Here is an 18,878-nt window from a genome sequence, read left to right as displayed (position 1 = left end):
ATTCGTCTCCCGTCCGATCGCCATGTCCATGCCCGCCCTGTTCGCCCCCGCCCTTGCCTGGTCCGGCCACCTGCGCCGCCGTCTCGATGCCCATCCGGACCTGGCCGCGTGGCTGGAAGACGCCGTACGGGAACCCGTCACGCGGGAACGGCTGGCGCACTGGCAGGCCGAGCTGGCCGGCCCCGGCGCGCCGGACATCCTGCCGGTGGAATTGTGCCGCCAGGTGCTGCGCAAATTGCGCGAGCGGGTCTTCAGCACGCTGATCGTGCGCGACCTGGCCGGCCAGGCGCCGCTCGAGGAAGTGGTGGGCGCGATGACGGCGCTGGCGGATGCCGCGGTGGCCGCCGCCTATCGCAGCGTGGCCGCCGAATTGGCCGAGGTGCACGGGGTGCCGCGCGACCCGGCCACCGGCCTGCCCCAGGAAATGCTGATCGTGGGCATGGGCAAGCTGGGCGGCGCCGAACTGAACGTGTCCTCCGACATCGACCTGATCATGCTGTACGGCGAGGAAGGCGACACCGATGGCCCGCGCCGCATCAGCCACCACGAGTTCTATGGCCGCCTGACGCGCCGCATGATGCCGGTGCTGTCCGAGGTCGACGCCAACGGCCAGGTGTTCCGCACCGACCTGCGCCTGCGTCCCGACGGCGACGCCGGCCCGCTGGCCTGGAGCCTGGACGCGCTGGAGCACTATCTGATCGGCCAGGGCCGCGAATGGGAACGCTACGCATGGCTCAAGGCGCGCCTGATGCCGGCGCAGGCGTTCGAGGGCAGCGACAGCGCCGCCCAGGCCCGTCAGCTGGAAAGCCTGCGCGTGCCCTTCGTCTACCGCAAGTATTTCGACTTCGACGCCTTGGCCGCCCTGCGCGCCCTGCGCGAGCGCATCCGCCAGGACTGGCAGCGGCGGGCTTCCGCCCGCAACGGCATCGACAGCGCCAACAATATCAAGCTGGGCGATGGCGGCATCCGCGAAATCGAATTCGTGGTGCAACTGGCGCAGTTGATCCGCGGCGGCCGCATGCCGGCACTGCAACAACGCGGACTGTTGCCCGCCCTGCACGCCGAATGCGTCGCCGGCCTGGTTCCGGCGCAAGACGCGCGCCGCCTGGAGGATGCCTACCGGTTCCTGCGCCGCACCGAACACGCGCTGCAATACCGGGAAGACGAACAGACCCATCTCCTGCCGGGCGACCCGGCGCTGCGCGCCGGATTGGCCGCCGCCCTCGGCATGAGCGCGCAGGATTTCGAAACCACGCTGGCGGCGCATCGCCAGTTCGTCTCGCAGACCTTCCGCAACGTATTCCGCATGGTCGGCATGGACAAGGCGGACAGCGCCGATGCCACCGAAGAAACCACCGCGGACGAAAGCGACGAGCAATGCGAACTGGCCGAGCAGATCCGCCAGGCCTTCGGCGAGCAGGCCGACGACCTGCTGCGCCGCACCGAAACGCTGCTGGGCAGCCATCGCGTGCGCAGCCTGCCCGAAAGCAGCCGGCGCCGCATGGAAACGCTGCTGCCGGCCGCGCTGCGCGCCGCCCGCCAGACCGACGCGCCGCTGGACGCGGCCGTGCGCCTGTTCGACCTGATCGAGAAAATCGCCCAGCGCAGCGCCTATCTGGCCCTGCTGGCGGAATACCCCGACACCCTGGCGCGGGTCGCGCGCATGGTCGCGGCCAGCCCGTGGGCGGCCCAGTACCTGACGCAGCATCCGCTGCTGCTGGACAGCCTGATCGACTGGCGCACGCTGTTCGAACCGCTGGATTTCGCCCAGATCGCGCGCCAGTTGTCCGCCGACCTCGACGCCTGCCGCCTGCCCGATGGCGATCCCGACATCGAGCGCCAGATGAACCTGATGCGCGACGTGCAGCGCCAGGCCAGCTTCCAGTTGTTGGCGCAGGACCTGGAGGGCGAGCTGACGGTCGAAAAGCTCGCCGACCAGCTATCCGCGCTGGCCGACCTGCTGCTGACGGAAACCATCCGCCGCACCTGGCCGCTGGTGAACAAGGTCGCGGGCGCCGAACCGCGTTTCGCCGTGATCGCCTACGGCAAGCTGGGCGGCAAGGAACTGGGCTACGCCTCCGACCTGGACCTGGTGTTCCTGTATGACGATGCGCGCGAGGACGCCGCCGAGGTCTACGCCAAGCTGGGCCGCCGCATGACCTCCTGGCTGTCGACCATGACCTCGTCGGGCCGGCTGTATGAAGTCGACCTGCGCCTGCGCCCGGACGGCGACGCCGGGCTGCTGGCGGTATCGGTCGAAGCCTTCGAGCAGTACCAGCAAAAGCACGCCTGGGCCTGGGAACACCAGGCCCTGACCCGCGCCCGCTACGCATCCGGCGATGCCGCGGTCGGCCAGCGCTTCGAGCAGATCCGCGAAGCCATCCTGGTGATGCCGCGCGATACCGCCAAGCTGCGCGAGGAAGTGCTGGCGATGCGCCAGAAGATCAACGCCGGCCATCCGAACAGCACCGACCGGTTCGATCTCAAGCACGACGCCGGCGGCATGGTCGACGTGGAATTCGTGACCCAGTACCTGGTGCTGAGCCATGCCGGCACCCACCCGGTGCTGGTGCGCAACCTGGGCAACATCACCCTGCTGCGGCTGGCCGGCGAGGCCGGGCTGATCGATCCGGCGTTGGCCGCGCGCGCGGGCGATGCCTACCGCACGCTGCGGCGCGTGCAGCACCAATTGCGCATGCAGGGGGTGGAAAAGGCGCGCGTGGCGCCGGACCAGTTGCAGGCCGAGCGCACGGCCGTGCGCGAACTGTGGGATGCGGTGCTGGGCTGAACAACGGGGGACGCCCCCTCCCCTTGCCACGCGCCACCCGCCGTCACGGCAACTCGGCGTAAAATAAGGGGTTTTCCGCCTCATTGCCCGCTTTGACCATGTCCGAATTCGTGCGCCCCAAACTCGACCTGCCCGTCGGCCGCAGCAAGGTGCTGTTGCACTCGTGCTGCGCGCCCTGTTCCGGCGAAGTCATGGAAGCCATGACGGCTTCCGGCATCGACTACGCGATCTACTTCTACAACCCGAACATCCATCCGGTCAAGGAATACGAGATCCGCAAGCAGGAGAACATCCGCTTCGCCGAACAGCACGGCATCGAATTCATCGACGCCGACTACGATATGGACAACTGGTTCGAGCGCGTCAAGGGCATGGAAGACGCCCCCGAGCGCGGCGAGCGCTGCACCGCCTGCTTCGACATGCGCTTCGAGCGCACCGCGCTGTATGCCCACGAGCATGGCTTCGACACCATCACCAGCTCGCTCGGCATTTCGCGCTGGAAGGACATGAACCAGATCAACGGCTGCGGCGAACGCGCGGCCGCGCGCTACGACGACCTGGTCTACTGGACCTACAACTGGCGCAAGGGCGGCGGCTCGTCGCGCATGATCGAGATCAGCAAGCGCGAGAACTTCTACCAGCAGGAATACTGCGGCTGCGTCTATTCGCTGCGCGACACCAACCGCCATCGTCGCGCGCAGGGCCGCGAGCGCATCCACATCGGCGTGAAGTTCTACGGCAAGGAAGACCTGATCAACGCGGAAGAGCTTTAAGGCCTGCGTGGGTCCGCGCCGGCCCCGCCCGGCCGCTCAGTCCGGCTCGTCCGTCCGGCGTCCCTGGCGCCGGTATTCCGACGGCGACACCCCATAGCGATTGCGGAACGCGTGGCTGAAGCGCGCCGCGTCCGAGAACCCATGCCGGAAGGCGATCTCGCCGATCTGCCGCGCGGTCTGTGCGGCGTCGGCCAGCATGTCGCGGCAACGCTCCAGCCGCGCGCCGAGAATGAAGTCGGCCGGCGTGGTGGCCGCCTGCGCGAACAGGTTGTACAGATAACGCCGCGACACGCGCAGCGCCTCGGCCGCCGTGGCCGGCGACAGATCGGGGTCATGCAGGTTCTCGATCAGGTACTGCTGCACCCGCCGCAACTGCGCCTGCCGCAATTCAGCGGGGTCTTGCGCCCCGCCCCCGCCCGCCCGCTCACTGATGTCGAGCCCCATCATCTGCATCACCGCGTTGGCGGCGTCGCGCGCGGCGCTTTCGGACAGGTGCGCGTGTTCGCTCAGGGCCACCCGCAGCAGATCCATGGCCATCCGGCCGCAACCATGGCGCGCGCTGAAGCTGCGCGCCACGGCGTTGCGCATGGCCGGCAGCCAGGCTTCGGACTGCTTGGCGGGCACCTGCATCACCAGGAAATGCGCATTGTCGTCGACATCGACCTCGTACGGCCGGGTGGTGTCGTAGATGCCCCATTCGCCCGGCATCAGCAAGGCGGTGCGCGCGGCCTGGCGGATTTCACTGCGGCCGTCGAGCTGCAGCGTCACCTTGTAGCCGGATGCCTCGGCCCGCTCGGCCAGCAGCCGGGTGCGCCGCACGCGCTGGGCCCCCGTGCGCATTTCGCAGATCTGCATCCATCCCAGCGCATCCACCGCCACGCTGCTGCGAAAGTGCTTGGGATCGGCGGCCGACACTTCCAGCGGCACGAACGTGTTGCTGATGTTTTCCTTCCAGCTGGCGCAATCCAGGAACTGCTGGGGCGCGCTGCGTACGAGGGGGGGTGACATGGCGACTCCGGCGCGCGGCATGGAACAAGTGGCGGTCTTCTTTCTATCACCGAGCCCCGGGCGCGGAGTATCGGTGACAACCCCTAGGGCGCAACCGCAATCCAGCATGCCGGGCACCCTCCGCGCCGGCGCTCCCGACAATGCGCGCCTCAGGGCTTGCGGGCGCTGCCATACGAATAGTCGGACAGGGCAAAACCCAGCGCCCCCAACTCACGCGCGAGGCCGTGGCGTACCGGCACCACGTCGTCGTATCGGCGTGGCCGGGCCGCCGCCACCTCGCTTTCGGTGTACGGGCGGAACCCCGCCGGCAGTTGCGCCGGACTGAAGGTGTGGAGCAGCCAATTCAGCACGTTCGCCAATTCGGCATTGTTCAATTGTGAATAGGCGGCGCCCGGCACCCGGATGAGGTATTCGCGGCCCGCGGGCAGGTGCGTGAACGCGCCCACCGAATTGCGGAAATCGGGAATGCCGTGCGGTGTGCTGCCCCGCCCGTCGACCCGATGGCACCCTGCGCATTGCAGTATGTAGTCGGCGCGAGCGGCCTGCCACAGCGCACCCGCGCCGGCCGCGCCCGGGGCGTCTGGCGCCGCCGCGGGGACGGCATCGCCGGCGGCCGCGCCGAAGGACGCGGCCGCCGCCCCGATGGCCATGGCACAGGCGAGCGCAACCCCGGCGCCCCGCCGCCGGCGCGCCCCGCCGCGAGCCCTTGCCGCCGTGACGTTCATGGCTTCTTCTTGGCCAACCCCACGATGACGGAGGTGGTGCAATGGAAAATGGACGATTCGTTCGACATGCACCAGTTGACGTCGTTGTGCAGGAACATCTGGTAGCCGGGCCGCTCGCGCTCGGCCGAGGCGCACATGCACTTGCCGCAGGCCGTCTTGCCGCAGCAGTCGTTGTAGCTGATGAGATAGTCCTTGCCATCGAGCGGGTTGTGGCAGGTTCCCACCCACGATACCGCCGAGGGCGAGGTGCCCGGCGGGCACGAGGTCATGCTGCCACCGCAGCATGAGCACAGAAAGCCGTCCACCGCGCAATAGCGCCAGTAGTCGCAAGCGGTCTCATCGGTCTGCGGCTTCCTGGCCGCCGCGGGCGCCGAGCGGGCCACCGGCAGCACCGGCACCAGGAAGGCGGTGCCGACCAGCACGCGGCCGATGCGGTTGAGCACGCTACGGCGCGAGGTGGTGTGGGCGACGGAGCGCGTGACGCGCTCGCCAAGCTTATCCAGCCAGAGCATTGCCGTTCTCCTTGCGTGAAACACGGGTTTCCTGCAGCGCGCCCCCGGCCAGGAATTCCTGTACCGAGGCCACGCCCAGTTCCTTGGCCGTGAACAGGCTTTCGAGCTGCTCGCGGGAATTGATCAGGCCCTTGGCGCGGATCACGCCGGACTCGTCGATCAGCACGGCATAAGGCAGCTTGCTGATCTGGAACTTCATGCCGAGTTCGGTCGACAGCAGGTAGGGAAAACGCTCCAGGCCGGCCTGGCGGTAGAACGCCAGGTGCTCGGGCATCTCGCCGTCGCTGGCCAGCACGATGCGCAGCCAGGCGTTCTCGGTGCTCGCCACGGACTTCAGGATGGGCAACAGCTTCTTGCACACCGGGCAGGTCGGCGACAGGAAGAACAGCAACTGGCTGTGCTGGCCGCGTTCGCCGATGGTCAGGCGCCGCCCCAGCAGGTCGGCCAGCTCGAACCGCGGCGCGGCCTCGCCCACCGCCGGCCCCTTGTCCATGGTCAGGGCCCCCATCGGCGCCACCCGTTCGTACAGCACGCCGATCTGGCGCGACAGCGCCAGGATGACCAGCAGCAGGCAGAGCACCACGCCCCACAGCAGAAAATTGGAAATGATCAAGGCTTCCATATCGTGTCTCTCCGTTGTTCCTAGATGTGCAGCTGCCGCAGCTTCAGGTGCGAGGCCAGCAGGTGATTGGCGGTGAAGTAAAGGGCCACGGCGCTCATCGCCAGGCCGAACACCGAGGCGGCGTCGGCCCACTGCAGGCTGCGCGACGCGCCCTGCGCCGCGGCGAAAACCGGCAGCGTCCACAACGCCAGCAAGGCGTTGCGCGGCACCATCCACCACGACAGGCCGGCGCCGCGCGCCGCCGCGCCGCGCATGGCGGGACCGCCGCAGCCGCAATCGATGTCGCGGCGGCCGCGTGCCAGGTTCACCGCCACGCCGGCGGTGGCCAGCGCCAGCACCAGCAGCGCCAGCGCCGCCCCCGGCGAACGCAGGCCGGGTACCAGCAGCAAGGCGCCAGCCAGCGCTTCGGCGAGCACATAGCCCCAGGCAAACAGGCCACCGAACGCTGCCGGCACGATCTCATAGGCCTGCACGGCGGCGGCAAACGCGGCCATGTCCTTGAGCTTTTCCAATGCCCCCAACAGCAGCACGCAGGCCAGCGCGGCGCTGGCGGCATAGAGCAGGACGGGATCGGTCATGGCATGCCTCCCGGTTGCGGTTCGACCTGCAAGGCGGTTTCACCGGCGCCCTGGATGGTGCCCTTGAACACCGGTGCGGCCGGCGCCGCGTCGTAGACGTTGACGTTGCCGCCGTCGATGGTGAACAGGCGCGGCTTGTCGTCCTGCGACACCGACATCGACAACGCGTTCTTGCCCGGGATGCGCGCCAATCGCTTGTGCGTGGCCAGGTCGTAGACCCAGATCTCGGCCGCCGGCGTCTTGTGCGACCCCTCGGCGCCATTCGGATGCATGCCCACGTACAGCCGCTTGCTGGCGCGGTTCACCGCCAGCAGGTTGTAGCCGCCGGGGCGCCAGCCGCGATCCTTGCCGGAAGCGTCCAGCAGCGACCAGCGCTCGCCGAAGCGGGCCTCGGCGCCGCTGAAGTCGGCGCTGTAGACGTTGCCGTTGTACGAGACGAAATAGAAGGTGTCGCCCAACCGGTCGGTATGGGTGAAGATCGGGTCCTTCTCCACCTCGAACATCGGCTTGCTGCGCTGCTGGCCGGATGGCTTGCCGGCGGCATCAAGGTCGACCGTGACGAAAGAGCCGTCGCCGCAGATGCTGGCGAAGCTGCGCGGCCGCGATGGCGGCACGATGATGCTCCAGCAGCCCGCCGCCGCGGTCACTTCGTCGGCGAACTTGCGCGTCTTCAGGTCAACCACCGTCACCGACGACGCGGGCGTGGCGTTCTGCACGAACAGCAGGCCGCCGTCCGAACTCTGCTGCAGGTAATTGCGGTAATTCAACGCCTGCGCGCGCTTCTCCGGGATGGGCACCTCATACTTGGGCGTCAACGTCTCGGCATCCCAGGCCTCGACCACGTCGGTGCGCTTGCCCCGATTCAGGCGCTCGTAGTAGGTGGTCATGATGTAGATGTCCTTGCCGTCCGCCGACACCGTCATGTGGCCGTTGAACGACGAGGGCACCAGCCCCAGGAATTTCATCGTATCGCCGTCATAGATGTTGATGCGGCTGTCGACCAGGTGGTTGAACACCGCATCCATCACGTACAACCGATGCGGCGTGGCCGGCGGCAGGCGCGTGCCGCCCTTGAGTTCCTCGACCGGCAGGTCGGCGCGGGCAAGCCCGGCCGCGGCGGCCAGCGCCGCGCACAGCGCCCACTTGCCGGCCCGCCCGGCGCTGCCCTTGGCACAAAGCGCAATCATTGGCTCTCTCCTGGTGTCATGTCCATTGCTCCTAGAAGGCGTAGACGTAGCGCATCTGCACGCCCCGCATGCGCGGGCCGTTCTCGACCTTCAGGTCGTGGATGTACTGCATCTGGATCTGGTTGGCGTCGTTGATCTGGTGGGTAAGCTCCAGCGCCAGCTGGTGGTTGCGCGCGCGGCTGGTCACGGTTTCGCCGCTGGAGCGTTCGCGCCCGCCGGTCTCATAGCGGTAGCGTATGCCCGTATAGGTGTCGGGCGTGAGGTTGGTGGAAGCCAGCGCAAAGAAGCGGAAGGACGGATCCTTTTTGAGCGTCTGGCTCATCCAGTCGGTGTTGCGTCCGTAGATTTCCACTTCGGCGATGGCCTCGAGGAAGGTGGACTCGCCCACGCCCTTGACGAACGAAAAGTCCTGGACCGTGGACCAGCGATTCTTGCCTGGCGAGGTGTCGGGGCGCGAACCGTCGTAGCGGCCAAGCGGCACCACCACGAAGGGTTCCCAGGCGAACCAGGTCTTGGTCTGCTCATTGTTGTAAAGCCAGATCGCGGAACCCAGGGTAACGTCGCCGATACCGGTCTGGCGATCGCGCGAGGCGCCCGGCATCTCCATGGTGGTGCGCGACATCGGCACGATGAACTCCAACTGCACGGTCTTGCCGAACAGTTCGCGATAGTGCATCTGGCGGTAGATCAGCGCGTCCACGTCCACCGAGGCGCCGTCGACGCGCTTGCCGGCCGAGTACAGCCCGGACGAACGTAGTCCGGACAGGTAGCCGGCGATGATATTGGTGCCCACCGGCGCGGGTATCCAGTCGCGCGCGCTGGGATCTCCCGCCCATGCCGTCTGCGCCATCGCCAGGCACGCCAGCAGCAATGCTGTGCGCGCCCGGGCCCGGCAAATGGTCTTGCCTGCCATGCACTTCCCCTTGGTTGCGCGGCCTGCGCGCGCCGGTATCTCCCGGCTTGTCCCGCGCGGCCGTCAGTCTAATAAGCGATACAAACGGACTTCTTCTCCAGGTACAGATCGAGGACGGCGCGGCCATGTTCACGGCCGACACCGGACTGCTTGAAACCTCCGAACGGCATGTTCGGGTCCAGCATGTTGTGGGTGTTGATCCAGAGCGTGCCCGCGTCGATGCGCGGAATCAGCCGCTGGACCCGCGCCAGGTCGTTGCTCCAGAGACTGGCGCCCAGCCCGAAGGCGCTGTCGTTGGCCAGCCTCACGGCGTCGTCCAGCGTGTCGAAGGACTGGGCCACCACCACCGGCCCGAAGATCTCCTCGCGGGCGATGCGGGCGTCCTGCGGCAGATCCGCGAACACGGTCGGCCGCACGAAATAGCCGCCGCCCTCGCCCGCCTCGCCGCCGGCCAGCACCTTGCCGCCTTCGGCGCGGCCGATACCGATGTAGTCCATCACGCGTTGCTGGTGGCGGGCCGACACCAGCGGACCGACCTGCGTATCCGGGGCAAAGCCGGAACCCAGCTTCATGCCGCTGGCCAGGTCGGCCAGCCGCTCCACCACCTTGCCGTACAAGCCTTTCTGCACATACAAGCGCGAGCCGGCGGTACAGACCTGTCCCTGGTTGAAGAAGATCGCGGCGGCGGCTCCCTGTGCCGCCATATCCGCATCGCAGTCATCGAGCACGATGACGGGCGATTTGCCGCCCAACTCCAGCGAGACGCGCTTCATGTCGTCCATGGCGGCGCGGCCGATGAGCTTGCCGACTTCGGTGGAGCCGGTGAAGGCGATCTTGTCCACGCCGGGATGCGCAACCAGCGCCGCGCCAGCGGTCTCGCCACGGCCGGTCACCACGTTGACCACGCCCGGCGGGAACCCCGCCTCCAGCACCAGTTCGGCCAGGCGCAAGGCGGTCAGCGGGGTTTCCTCGGCCGGCTTGAGCACCACCGTGCAACCGGCGGCCAGCGCCGGCGCGATCTTCCAGATCGCCATCAGCAGCGGAAAATTCCACGGAATGATCGCGGCCACCACGCCCACCGGCTGCGGCAGTGTGTAGGCGCTGTACTTCACCCCGGGCGGGAACGGGATCGACAGGGCCAGCGTGTCGCCGGTCAGCTTGGTGGCCCAACCCGCCATGTAGCGCAGCCATTGGGCGCCGGAGCCAACCTCCAGGCCCTGCGCCACGCCCAGCAGCTTGCCGTTGTTCAGGGTCTCCAGGCGCGCCAGTTCCTCGCCATGGCGTTCCACCAGGTCCGCCAGGTTCAGCAGCAGGCGCTCGCGTCCGGCCGGCAGCATCTCGTGCCAAGGGCCACCGGCGAACGCCCGGCGCGCGGCCTGCACCGCCAGGTCGACCTGCGCCGCGCCAGCGTCCAGCTGCATGGCGATGATCTCGCCGGTTGCCGGATCGTGGACGGGAATGGGATCGCCCTGCCCCTCGCGCAGCGGCTTGCCGTCGACGATCATGTATTCCCGGATGGCAGCCAATTCCGGACGGCCGGTGGCGGAAACGCTGGCGGAGGGGCGGGCGGACGACATGCGAAAGCTCCAACGGATAGTGTCGGGCCAGCATAGCAACGGCCCATCGCGTTCGCTTGTCCGCCCGTGCATGGCGATTTGTCCCGGTGCGCACGGCCCAAAAAAAAGCGGGACGCTCGCTGCGCCCCGCCTTGCCAGTCGCGCGCCCCGGGGGCGCGCCGGATCAATCCAGCATCAGCACGGTGGCGCCGGTGGTCTTGCGCGAGGCCAGCGCGGTCTGCGCTTCGCCCGCCTGTTCCAGGCCGTAGCGCTGGTCGATACGCACCTTGATCTTCTTCTTCAGGACCAGGTCGAACAGCTCATCCGAGGCGGCCTGCAGCTTTTCCAGCGTGTTGACGTGCACGCCCAGCGACGGCCGCGTCACGTACAGGCTGCCCTTCTGGTTCAGGATGCCCAGGTTGACGCCCGCCACCGGACCGGACGCATTGCCGAAGCTGACCATCAGGCCGCGCGGCTCGATGCAGTCCAGCGAGGTTTCCCAGGTGTCCTTGCCGACGCCGTCGTACACCACCGGCACCTTCTTGCCGCCGGTCAGGGCCAGCACGCGCTCGGCGACGTTCTCGCGCGAGTAGTCGATGGTTTCCCAGGCGCCGTTGGCGCGCGCCAGCTCGGCCTTCTCGGGGCTGGAGACGGTGCCGATCAGCTTCACGCCCAGGGCGCGCGCCCATTGGCAGGCGATCAGGCCGACGCCGCCCGCGGCGGCGTGGAACAGGATGGTCTCGTTGCCTTGCAGGCGGTAGGTCTGGCGGAACAGGTACTGCACGGTCAGGCCCTTGAGCATCACCGCCGCCGCTTCGTCGAAGCCGATGCCCTTGGGCACCTTCACGACCTGGTTGGCCGGCACGTTGCGGGCCTTGGCGTAGGCGCCGATGGGGCTCTGGCCATAGGCCACCCGGTCGCCCTTTTTCAGGTGCTTGACGTCGGCGCCCACGGCGGTGACCACGCCAGCGCCTTCGAAGCCCAGGCCATGCGGCAGCGGATGGGGATACAAGCCCGTGCGGAAATAGATATCGATGAAGTTCAGCCCGGCCGCATGCTGGTCGATGGTGACCTCATTGGCGGCCGGCGGCGGCACTTCGACTTCGACCAGTTTCAGGACTTCGGGACCGCCATGCTGCTCGATACGGATTGCCTTGACGAGATTGCTGGCCATGCTGGCCTCCTTTCATTGGATTGTTGCGACGCAAGCTTGAGAATCAAACGGGAAGCCCGGACTTCAACGCGGAGCAGCGTTGCCGCCGGGCGCGGCGGGCGAAGGCCTGGCGGCCCCGCCCCCCATCAATACGAATACACCCGCCAGTACCAGCGCGGTCCCGGCCATCTGCCAGACCGTGATGGGCTCTTGCAGGAACCACGACGCCAGGAACAACACCGACACCGGCCCCAGCATGCCCAGGAGCGAGGCGGTCGGCGCGCCGATCAGCGCCACCGCCCACATCAGCATGAAGACGGGCACCACCGTGTTCAGGGTGGCGTGGATGATCGAGTAGCCGTACACGCCCATCGGCTGGACCAGCACGGAGGCGGGATGGATCACGAAGAACTGCACGATGCAGGCCACGCAGGACACCAGCATGGCATAGGCCACCAGCCGCGTGGGTCCGACGCGCTTGATCAGCTCCCCGGAACAGATCAGGTACACAGAATAGCTGAGCGCCGAACCGAAAACGAACAAAGACCCTGACAACACCTCGGCGGAGCCGCCGAAGCTGAGGTCATGGGCAAAAACCAGCACCACGCCGGCGTATGACAGCGTCATTGCCAGCCACTGGCGGCGCTCGACCGGGCGCTTGAACCAGAACGCCGAAATCAGCACCACCAGCGACGGCGACAGGAACAGGATCAGCCGCTCCAGGCTGGCGGTGATGTAGCGCAGGCCGAGAAAGTCCAGGAAACTGGACAGGTAATACCCGAGCAACCCCAGCAGGCAGACCTGCAGGCGCTCTTTCCAGGTCATGACGACGATCTCGCCGCGCGCCGCCAGGCGCGACTGGTGCCAGGCCACGGCCGCGAAAAACGGCATGGCGAACAACATGCGGAAAGCGATGAGGGTGACCGCGTCGATGCCGTAGCGGTAGGTGAACTTGACGACGATGGCCTTGGCCGAAAACAGGATGGCGCCAAGCGCGGCCATGAAGAACCCGGCCGCGCGGCTGGAGGGACGGGAGACCGGCAAAAGCTTGGCAATACGATTCATGCGATGATTTTAGATTCAGCGCCACGGGATTTGCACGCCCGCGCGCTTTTTTTAGCCACTAGCCCAGCGTCCCCCCGCCGTCCCATTGCGAATGACCCGACACCGCGCCCTCACCTACATCCACATCGCCGCCGTCCTGTTCGGCCTGACCGGCGTCTTCGGCGAACTGATCCAGGCCAGCGCGGCGGTCATCACATTGGGCCGGGCGGTCTTCGCGGTCATTTCGCTGGGGCTTTTTGCCCGCATGCGGCGGCGCCCGCTGCTCGGCGCCCTGACGCCGGCCCAGCTGTTCGTGCTGGTGATCGCGGGCGCCCTGCTGGCGGCCCACTGGGTCACCTTCTTCATTTCGGTGAAAGTGGGCGGGATCGCCATCGCCACCTTGGGCTTTGCCAGCTTTCCCGCCTTCATCACGCTGTTCGAGGGTCTGATCTTCCGTGAGCGCGTGCGGCTGGCCGAATGGTTGCTGCTGGGACTGGTCACCGCCGGCCTGGTGCTGGTCACGCCCTCGTTCGATCTCGCCGACCAGGGCACCATCGGCCTGGCCTGGGGCCTGCTGTCGGGCCTGACCTTCGCGCTGCTGGCCCTGAGCAACCGCCGCTCGGCCTCGGGCATGGATCCGATGCAGGTGGCCTGCTGGCAGAACCTGGTGGTGGCGCTGGTGATGCTGCCATTCGCCGTCGGCCAATTGCCCGCCCTGCCCGCCATGGACTGGTTCTGGCTGGCATTGCTGGGCGTGTTCTGCACCGGCCTGTCGCATTTCCTGTTCGTTTCCAGCCTGACGCGCCTGAACGCGCGCAGCGCCGGCCTGGTGATCGCGCTGGAGCCGGTCTACGCCATCGCCTTCGCCTGGATCCTGTTCAGCCAGCAGCCGACCGTGCGCATGATGGCCGGCGCGGCCCTGATCGTGGCCGCCATCGTCTGGTCCGGCCTGCGCAAGACGCCTGCTCCTCTCCCGGAAAGCGAGCCTGGAAAGCAGTCTTGACAATTACTGCCTAGGCAGTAAAATTCGCGGATGAACGCCCCGCCCCGCCCTGATTCCTCCGAAAATCCGATCCATTATCGCGGCGACACGCGCTGCATGATGGAAGAGAACGCCGGCTACCTGATCAAGCTCGTCGCCAACTCCCTGAACCGGATGCTGGACCAGGAAATGGCTCCGCTCGATCTCACCGCCATGCAGTGGCGCCCCATAGCCATGGTCTCCCTGGGCCGTGCCGACACGCCCGCCGAGCTGGCCCGGCTCAATGGGGTGGACACCGGCGCCATGACTCGCACGCTCGACCGGCTCGAGGCCAAGGGCCTGCTGCGCCGCGCCCGCAGCCAGCAAGACCGGCGCGTCGTGAAAATCGAGTTGACCGAACTGGGCGAAGCCAAGGCGCGCGAAATCCCGCCCAATATCGCCCATGTGTTGAACCATCATCTGCGCGGTTTTTCCGCTGACGAAGTCACGCAACTGATGCACTTCCTGCGCCGCATGATCGCCAACGGTTCCGCCTCCGCCCCCGAACGCTGACGGCGTCGGCCGGCACCGCCCCACCCCTGTAAAAGGGGTTTTATTTGACGTAATATTTGCCTAGGCAAATACAGATTAATCAATTACTTTCAGCAGATTGTCAGGATGAAACGCCTTCTTTTCTACCGCATTAGTGTTGGCTTTGAGCGGTTGCGCCCTGATGGAACCCGGCCCCGAGCCGGTGGCCGCCCTGAATGAAGCCAAGCTGGGATTGACGGGTCAGGCAGCGGCCTGGCCCGAAACGAAATGGTGGCAGCGCTACGGCGACAGCCAGCTCGACACGCTGATGGACGAGGCGCTCGCCAACAGCCCCTCCATGACCGCAGCGCAGGCCCGCCTGGCCAAGGCCAACGCGGCCGTCAGTACGGCCCGCGCCCCGTTGATGCCGCGCGTCGACGCCAACTACACGCTTAACCGCGAGCACCTGTCCGCCGACTACATCTATCCGGCCCCGCTCGGTGGCTCGGTGGTCAGCGAAAACCGCCTGGCGCTGGACTTCAGCTACGAGCTCGATTTCTGGGGCAAGAATCGCTCGCACCTGAAGGCAGCCGTCTCGCAGCAGGCCGCCGCCGAAGCCGACGCCCAGGCCGCGCGCAACGTGCTCGCCAGCGCCACCGTGCGCGCCTACCTCAATCTGCAGGACGCCTTCGCCCAGCGCGACGTCATCAAGCGCGTGCTGGCCCAGCGCGAGGAAGTGCTGTCGCTGACCCGCGGCCGCTACTCCGCCGGGCTGGACACCCAGGTCGAGGTCAAGCAGGCCGAATCGTCGCTGGCCGCCGGTCAGGTCGAGCTGACCCAGACCGAAACCACGCTGGCGCAATTGCGCAACCAGGTCGCGGCGCTGGCGGGCGCCGGTCCGCAGCGCGGCCAGTCGCTGGTGGCAACGGCGCTGACCGCCCCCGCCGGCGGCGTGCCCGCCAGCGTGCCGCTGGAGCTGCTGGGCCACCGCCCCGACGTGGTCGCGGCGCGCTGGCGCGCCGAAGCCGCCCGGCACCAGATCGACAGCGCCCGCGCCGAGTTCTATCCCAACGTCAATCTGGTGGCTTTCGCCGGCTTCCAGGCGATCGGCACCGGCAACCTGCTCGGCGCCGCCGCCCGCACCGCTGGCATCGGCCCCGCCATCACCCTGCCGATCTTCCACGGCGGCGAATTGAACGCCAACCTGGCCAGCCGCCGCGCCGACGCCGACCTGGCCGTGTCCGACTACAACCAGACCGTGCTCGATGCCGTGCACCAGGTCGCCGACGCGCTCGACGGCCTGCGCCTGCTGGAACAGGAAAGAGCGCAGCAGCGCCAGGCGCGCGAAGCCATCGAGGCGGCCTATGAACTGGCCGTCAATCGCTACAAGGCGGGCATGGGCAACTACCTGACCGTGCTGATCGCGCAGACCGGCGTGCTGACGCAGGCGCGACTCGACACCGACCTGCGCATCCGTGCCTACCAACTCGACGCCAACCTGGCCAACGCGCTGGGCGGCGGCTATGCGCCCGCCCCCGCGACCGACGCCGCGCCCGCCACGAACTCCACTCATTGAACGCTCCGGATTCAGACGTCATGAACGCAGCCACTCCCACGACCAATCCCGCCCGCAAACGCCTGCTGCTGATCGCGACCGGCGTTTTCCTCCTCATCGCGATCGCCTACGGCATCTGGTGGGCCCTGTTCGGCGCCCACTTCGAGAGCACCGACGACGCCTACGTGCACGGCAACCTGGTGCAGATCACGCCGCAGGTGCCCGGCACCGTGGTGGCCATCGAGGCCGATGACACCGAGACCGTCGCGGCCGGCCAGCCGCTGGTGCGCCTCGATCCGGCCGACACGCAGGTCGCCCTGCAGCAGGCCGAGGCCAAGCTGGCGCAGACCGTGCGCCAGGTCCGCACCTACTATGTCCAGAACGACGCGCTGGCCGCCGACGTCGACCTGCGCAACGCCGACATCCTGCGCGCCCAGGCCGAACTGACCCGCGCCCAGAGCGACGTCAGCCGCCGCCAGCAGCTGGCCAAGTCGGGCGGCGTCAGCGGCGAGGAAATCCTGCACGCCGAAGCCGCGCTGAAGACCGCGCAATCGGGCCTGGCCCAGGCCCGCGCGGCACTGGCCGCCTCGCGCGCCAAGCTGGCGACCAATCAGGCACTGACCCAGGGCACCACGGTGGCGGACCACCCCGACGTGCGCCAGGCCGTGGCCGGCCTGCGCAACGCCTGGCTGGCGCAATCGCGCACGGTGCTGCCGGCCCCCGTCGGCGGTGTCGTCGCCCGCCGCAGCGCGCAGGTGGGCCAGCGCGTGGCGCCCGGCGCCGCGCTCATGACCGTGGTGCCGCTGGACCAGGTCTGGGTCGAAGCCAATTTCAAGGAAGGCCAGCTGCGCAAGATGCGCGTCGGCCAGCCGGTCAAGATGGTCGCCGACCTGTACGGCAGCTCGATCACCTATCACGGCACTGTCGAGGGCCTGGATGCCGGCACCGGCAGCGCCTTTGCCCTGCTGCCGGCCCAGAACGCCACCGGTAACTGGATCAAGGTGGTGCAGCGCGTGCCCGTGCGCATCAAGCTCGATCCCGAAGACCTGAAAACGCACCCGCTGCGCGTGGGCCTGTCGATGGATGTGGAAGTCGACGTCGGCAAACAGGAAGGCGAAGCGCTGACGGCCGCCACCCGCAAGGAACCGGCCTGGTCGACGCGCGCCTTCGAACCCGCCCATGACGAGCTCGACGCCATGATCCAGAAAATCATCCAGGCCAACCTCGCCTCCGACGAATTCACCCCGCAGGCGGACGCCTCGCCCGTGGCCAAAGCCGGCTTGGCGCGCGGCGCCAAGTAAGGGAGCGCTCCCATGAGCACCACCGCGCAGCCCGCGGCCGGCGGCGCCCCCGCCGAACCCACCGTACTTCCGCCGGGCACCTACCCGCCGCTGGAGGGCGCCACCCGCATCATCGGGTCGATCGCCCTATCCACGGCGGTGTTCATGAACGTGCTGGACACCTCGATCGCGAACGTGTCCATTCCCACGATCTCCGGCGACCTGGGCGTCAGTTCCAGCCAGGGCACCTGGGTCATCACCTCGTTCGCCGTGGCCAACGCCATCACCGTGCCGCTGACCGGCTGGCTGACGCAGCGGTTCGGCCAGGTCCGGCTGTTCCTGATCTCCACGCTGCTGTTCGTGCTGGCCTCGTGGCTGTGCGGCTTCTCGCCCTCGCTCGAAGCGCTGATCGCCTTCCGCGTGCTGCAAGGCGCGGTGGCCGGGCCGATGATCCCGCTGTCGCAAACATTGATGCTTGCCAGCTTTCCCAAATCCAAGGCCGGCATGGCATTGGCGGTTTGGTCCATGACGACACTGGTCGCGCCGGTGGCGGGGCCGCTGCTGGGCGGCTGGATCTCCGACAACTACACCTGGCCGTGGATCTTCTACATCAACGTGCCGGTGGGCCTGCTGGCCGCGTGGATCAGCTGGCGCATCTATGGCAATCGCGAATCGCTGACCCGCAAGCTGCCGATCGACAAACTCGGCCTGGTGCTGCTGGTGGTGTGGGTCGGCGCCTTGCAGATCATGCTCGACAAGGGCAAGGAACTGGATTGGTTCGCCAGTCCCACCATCATTGCGCTGGCGGCGATCGCCTTCGTCGCGTTCGTCTTTTTCCTGATCTGGGAACTGACGGATGCGCATCCGGTGGTGGACCTGCGCCTGTTCAAGGTCCGTAACTTCACGGTGGGCGCGCTGACCCTGGCGGTGGCGTACGGCGTGTTCTTCGGCAATGTGGTGCTGCTGCCCCTGTGGCTGCAGAGCTACATGGGCTACACCGCCACCTATGCCGGTCTGGTGACCGCGCCGGTGGGGCTGCTGGCCATCCTGCTCACACCCATGGTGGGCAAGATGCTGGCCACGCGCGACCCGCGCCAGATCGTCACGGTGGCATTCCTGATCTTTGCGCTGGTCTGCTTCATGCGCGCCGGTTTCAATACGCAGACCGATGTGCGCACGCTGATGGTCCCCACCATCATCCAGGGCGCGGCCATGGCGGCGTTCTTCGTGCCGCTGACCTCGATCACGCTGTCCAGCATCGAACCCTGGCGCATACCCGCGGCCTCCGGCCTGTCGAACTTCCTGCGCCTGACGGCCGGCGCATTCGGCACCTCGATCGCCACCACGTTGTGGGAAAACCGCGCCACCCTGCACCACGCACAGCTGACCGAAGTCGCCAAGCCCGGCCAGCAGGCCTTCGACCAGACCGTGAACGTGCTGCAGAACAGCGTCGGCATGTCGCACTCGCAGGCGCTGAGCACCGTGGACCGGATGATCAACTCGCAGGCCTTCACCATGTCGGCGGTCGACGTCTTCTACGCCTCGGCGGTGATCTTCCTGCTGCTGACCGGACTGGTATGGTTCGCGCGGCCCCGCTCGGCCAAGGCGGGTGGTGGCGGCGGCGCCGCGGAAGCCGCGGCAGGCGCTCACTGAACGGCGCCACGCCCGCGAAACACGCGAAAAAAAGCCCGG

16 protein-coding genes and 1 pseudogene are annotated in these 18,878 nt (G+C 67.6%); 7 read left to right on the top strand and 10 right to left on the bottom strand.

Annotation, left to right across the window (positions count from 1 at the left end):
* Window positions 1-22: 22 nt before the first annotated feature.
* Together glnE and AT699_RS09630 are read left to right on the top strand one after the other, a co-directional pair.
* A complete protein-coding gene (glnE, locus tag AT699_RS09635; protein WP_006387814.1) occupies window positions 23-2,788 on the top strand; it encodes a bifunctional [glutamate--ammonia ligase]-adenylyl-L-tyrosine phosphorylase/[glutamate--ammonia-ligase] adenylyltransferase in 2,766 nt (921 codons plus the stop codon).
* A 98-nt stretch (window positions 2,789-2,886) separates the two neighbouring features.
* Window positions 2,887-3,561, top strand: a complete 675-nt coding sequence (locus tag AT699_RS09630) for an epoxyqueuosine reductase QueH (protein ID WP_006387813.1) — start codon at window positions 2,887-2,889, stop codon at window positions 3,559-3,561.
* Window positions 3,562-3,597: 36 nt separating this feature from the next.
* Here the strand turns inward: AT699_RS09630 and AT699_RS09625 are convergent, their stop codons facing one another.
* From AT699_RS09625 to AT699_RS09580, 10 genes are all read right to left on the bottom strand, one after another.
* A complete protein-coding gene (locus tag AT699_RS09625) occupies window positions 3,598-4,569 on the bottom strand; it encodes an AraC-like ligand-binding domain-containing protein (RefSeq protein ID WP_006387812.1) in 972 nt (323 codons plus the stop codon).
* A 149-nt stretch (window positions 4,570-4,718) separates the two neighbouring features.
* Complete coding sequence (locus AT699_RS09620) at window positions 4,719-5,294, bottom strand: c-type cytochrome (RefSeq protein WP_373862842.1); 576 nt, start codon at window positions 5,292-5,294, stop codon at window positions 4,719-4,721.
* A complete protein-coding gene (locus AT699_RS09615) occupies window positions 5,291-5,806 on the bottom strand; it encodes a methylamine dehydrogenase light chain (RefSeq protein ID WP_006387810.1) in 516 nt (171 codons plus the stop codon). Before AT699_RS09615 ends, AT699_RS09620 begins: the two co-directional genes overlap by 4 nt.
* The gene (gene mauD / locus AT699_RS09610; RefSeq protein WP_006387809.1) at window positions 5,790-6,428 is read right to left on the bottom strand and encodes a methylamine dehydrogenase accessory protein MauD; all 639 of its coding nucleotides are present in this window, start codon (window positions 6,426-6,428) and stop codon (window positions 5,790-5,792) included. The genes AT699_RS09615 and mauD overlap by 17 nt, the downstream gene beginning before the upstream one ends.
* 20 nt (window positions 6,429-6,448) lie before the next feature.
* Window positions 6,449-7,006, bottom strand: coding sequence for a MauE/DoxX family redox-associated membrane protein (locus tag AT699_RS09605; protein ID WP_020926901.1), 558 nt, complete (start codon window positions 7,004-7,006; stop codon window positions 6,449-6,451).
* Window positions 7,003-8,193 carry an amine dehydrogenase large subunit gene (locus AT699_RS09600; protein ID WP_006387808.1) on the bottom strand — a complete coding sequence of 397 codons (1,191 nt, stop codon included), beginning with the start codon at window positions 8,191-8,193 and terminating at the stop codon, window positions 7,003-7,005. Before AT699_RS09600 ends, AT699_RS09605 begins: the two co-directional genes overlap by 4 nt.
* A 31-nt stretch (window positions 8,194-8,224) precedes the next feature.
* Window positions 8,225-9,106 carry a transporter gene (locus AT699_RS09595; protein ID WP_024068328.1) on the bottom strand — a complete coding sequence of 294 codons (882 nt, stop codon included), beginning with the start codon at window positions 9,104-9,106 and terminating at the stop codon, window positions 8,225-8,227.
* Window positions 9,107-9,174: 68 nt separating this feature from the next.
* A complete protein-coding gene (locus AT699_RS09590) occupies window positions 9,175-10,683 on the bottom strand; it encodes an aldehyde dehydrogenase family protein (protein ID WP_024068327.1) in 1,509 nt (502 codons plus the stop codon).
* Between the two features lie 163 nt (window positions 10,684-10,846).
* Window positions 10,847-11,836 carry a quinone oxidoreductase family protein gene (locus AT699_RS09585; protein ID WP_006387805.1) on the bottom strand — a complete coding sequence of 330 codons (990 nt, stop codon included), beginning with the start codon at window positions 11,834-11,836 and terminating at the stop codon, window positions 10,847-10,849.
* A gap of 63 nt (window positions 11,837-11,899) precedes the next feature.
* The gene (locus AT699_RS09580; RefSeq protein ID WP_006387804.1) at window positions 11,900-12,880 is read right to left on the bottom strand and encodes a DMT family transporter; all 981 of its coding nucleotides are present in this window, start codon (window positions 12,878-12,880) and stop codon (window positions 11,900-11,902) included.
* A gap of 91 nt (window positions 12,881-12,971) precedes the next feature.
* Here AT699_RS09580 and AT699_RS09575 point away from each other — a divergent pair, with 91 nt between their 5' ends.
* The 5 genes and pseudogenes from AT699_RS09575 to AT699_RS09555 all read left to right on the top strand — a co-directional run bounded on the left by AT699_RS09575 (window position 12,972) and on the right by AT699_RS09555 (window position 18,839).
* Window positions 12,972-13,862: a DMT family transporter gene (locus AT699_RS09575; RefSeq protein WP_024068326.1), complete on the top strand. Its 891-nt coding sequence runs from the start codon at window positions 12,972-12,974 to the stop codon at window positions 13,860-13,862.
* A gap of 30 nt (window positions 13,863-13,892) precedes the next feature.
* Window positions 13,893-14,393, top strand: coding sequence for a MarR family winged helix-turn-helix transcriptional regulator (locus AT699_RS09570; protein WP_049051813.1), 501 nt, complete (start codon window positions 13,893-13,895; stop codon window positions 14,391-14,393).
* A 105-nt stretch (window positions 14,394-14,498) separates the two neighbouring features.
* Window positions 14,499-15,927 (top strand): annotated as a pseudogene (locus tag AT699_RS09565) (efflux transporter outer membrane subunit).
* Between the two features lie 20 nt (window positions 15,928-15,947).
* The gene (locus AT699_RS09560; protein ID WP_024068323.1) at window positions 15,948-17,207 is read left to right on the top strand and encodes an HlyD family secretion protein; all 1,260 of its coding nucleotides are present in this window, start codon (window positions 15,948-15,950) and stop codon (window positions 17,205-17,207) included.
* 12 nt (window positions 17,208-17,219) lie between these two features.
* Window positions 17,220-18,839 (top strand): DHA2 family efflux MFS transporter permease subunit, encoded by a 1,620-nt coding sequence (locus tag AT699_RS09555; protein ID WP_006387799.1) that lies wholly within the window; start codon window positions 17,220-17,222, stop codon window positions 18,837-18,839.
* Window positions 18,840-18,878 lie beyond the last annotated feature (39 nt).

Origin of the sequence: Achromobacter xylosoxidans (genome assembly GCF_001457475.1) — a bacterium.
Classification (GTDB): domain Bacteria; phylum Pseudomonadota; class Gammaproteobacteria; order Burkholderiales; family Burkholderiaceae_B; genus Achromobacter; species Achromobacter xylosoxidans.
The sequence above is the reverse complement of the archived record's forward strand: the minus strand, read 5'-3'. Positions and strand labels throughout refer to the sequence as shown.

Excerpts from the sequence above, each read along its gene's own strand:
- glnE (WP_006387814.1), top strand. The coding sequence starts at position 23 with ATGTCCATGCCCGCCCTGTTCGCCCCCGCCCTTGCCTGGTCCGGCCAC.
- AT699_RS09630 (WP_006387813.1), top strand. The coding sequence starts at position 2,887 with ATGTCCGAATTCGTGCGCCCCAAACTCGACCTGCCCGTCGGCCGCAGC.
- AT699_RS09625 (WP_006387812.1), bottom strand. The coding sequence starts at position 4,569 with ATGTCACCCCCCCTCGTACGCAGCGCGCCCCAGCAGTTCCTGGATTGC.
- AT699_RS09620 (WP_373862842.1), bottom strand. The coding sequence starts at position 5,294 with ATGAACGTCACGGCGGCAAGGGCTCGCGGCGGGGCGCGCCGGCGGCGG.
- AT699_RS09615 (WP_006387810.1), bottom strand. The coding sequence starts at position 5,806 with ATGCTCTGGCTGGATAAGCTTGGCGAGCGCGTCACGCGCTCCGTCGCC.
- mauD (WP_006387809.1), bottom strand. The coding sequence starts at position 6,428 with ATGGAAGCCTTGATCATTTCCAATTTTCTGCTGTGGGGCGTGGTGCTC.
- AT699_RS09605 (WP_020926901.1), bottom strand. The coding sequence starts at position 7,006 with ATGACCGATCCCGTCCTGCTCTATGCCGCCAGCGCCGCGCTGGCCTGC.
- AT699_RS09600 (WP_006387808.1), bottom strand. The coding sequence starts at position 8,193 with ATGATTGCGCTTTGTGCCAAGGGCAGCGCCGGGCGGGCCGGCAAGTGG.
- AT699_RS09595 (WP_024068328.1), bottom strand. The coding sequence starts at position 9,106 with ATGGCAGGCAAGACCATTTGCCGGGCCCGGGCGCGCACAGCATTGCTG.
- AT699_RS09590 (WP_024068327.1), bottom strand. The coding sequence starts at position 10,683 with ATGTCGTCCGCCCGCCCCTCCGCCAGCGTTTCCGCCACCGGCCGTCCG.
- AT699_RS09585 (WP_006387805.1), bottom strand. The coding sequence starts at position 11,836 with ATGGCCAGCAATCTCGTCAAGGCAATCCGTATCGAGCAGCATGGCGGT.
- AT699_RS09580 (WP_006387804.1), bottom strand. The coding sequence starts at position 12,880 with ATGAATCGTATTGCCAAGCTTTTGCCGGTCTCCCGTCCCTCCAGCCGC.
- AT699_RS09575 (WP_024068326.1), top strand. The coding sequence starts at position 12,972 with ATGACCCGACACCGCGCCCTCACCTACATCCACATCGCCGCCGTCCTG.
- AT699_RS09570 (WP_049051813.1), top strand. The coding sequence starts at position 13,893 with ATGAACGCCCCGCCCCGCCCTGATTCCTCCGAAAATCCGATCCATTAT.
- AT699_RS09560 (WP_024068323.1), top strand. The coding sequence starts at position 15,948 with ATGAACGCAGCCACTCCCACGACCAATCCCGCCCGCAAACGCCTGCTG.
- AT699_RS09555 (WP_006387799.1), top strand. The coding sequence starts at position 17,220 with ATGAGCACCACCGCGCAGCCCGCGGCCGGCGGCGCCCCCGCCGAACCC.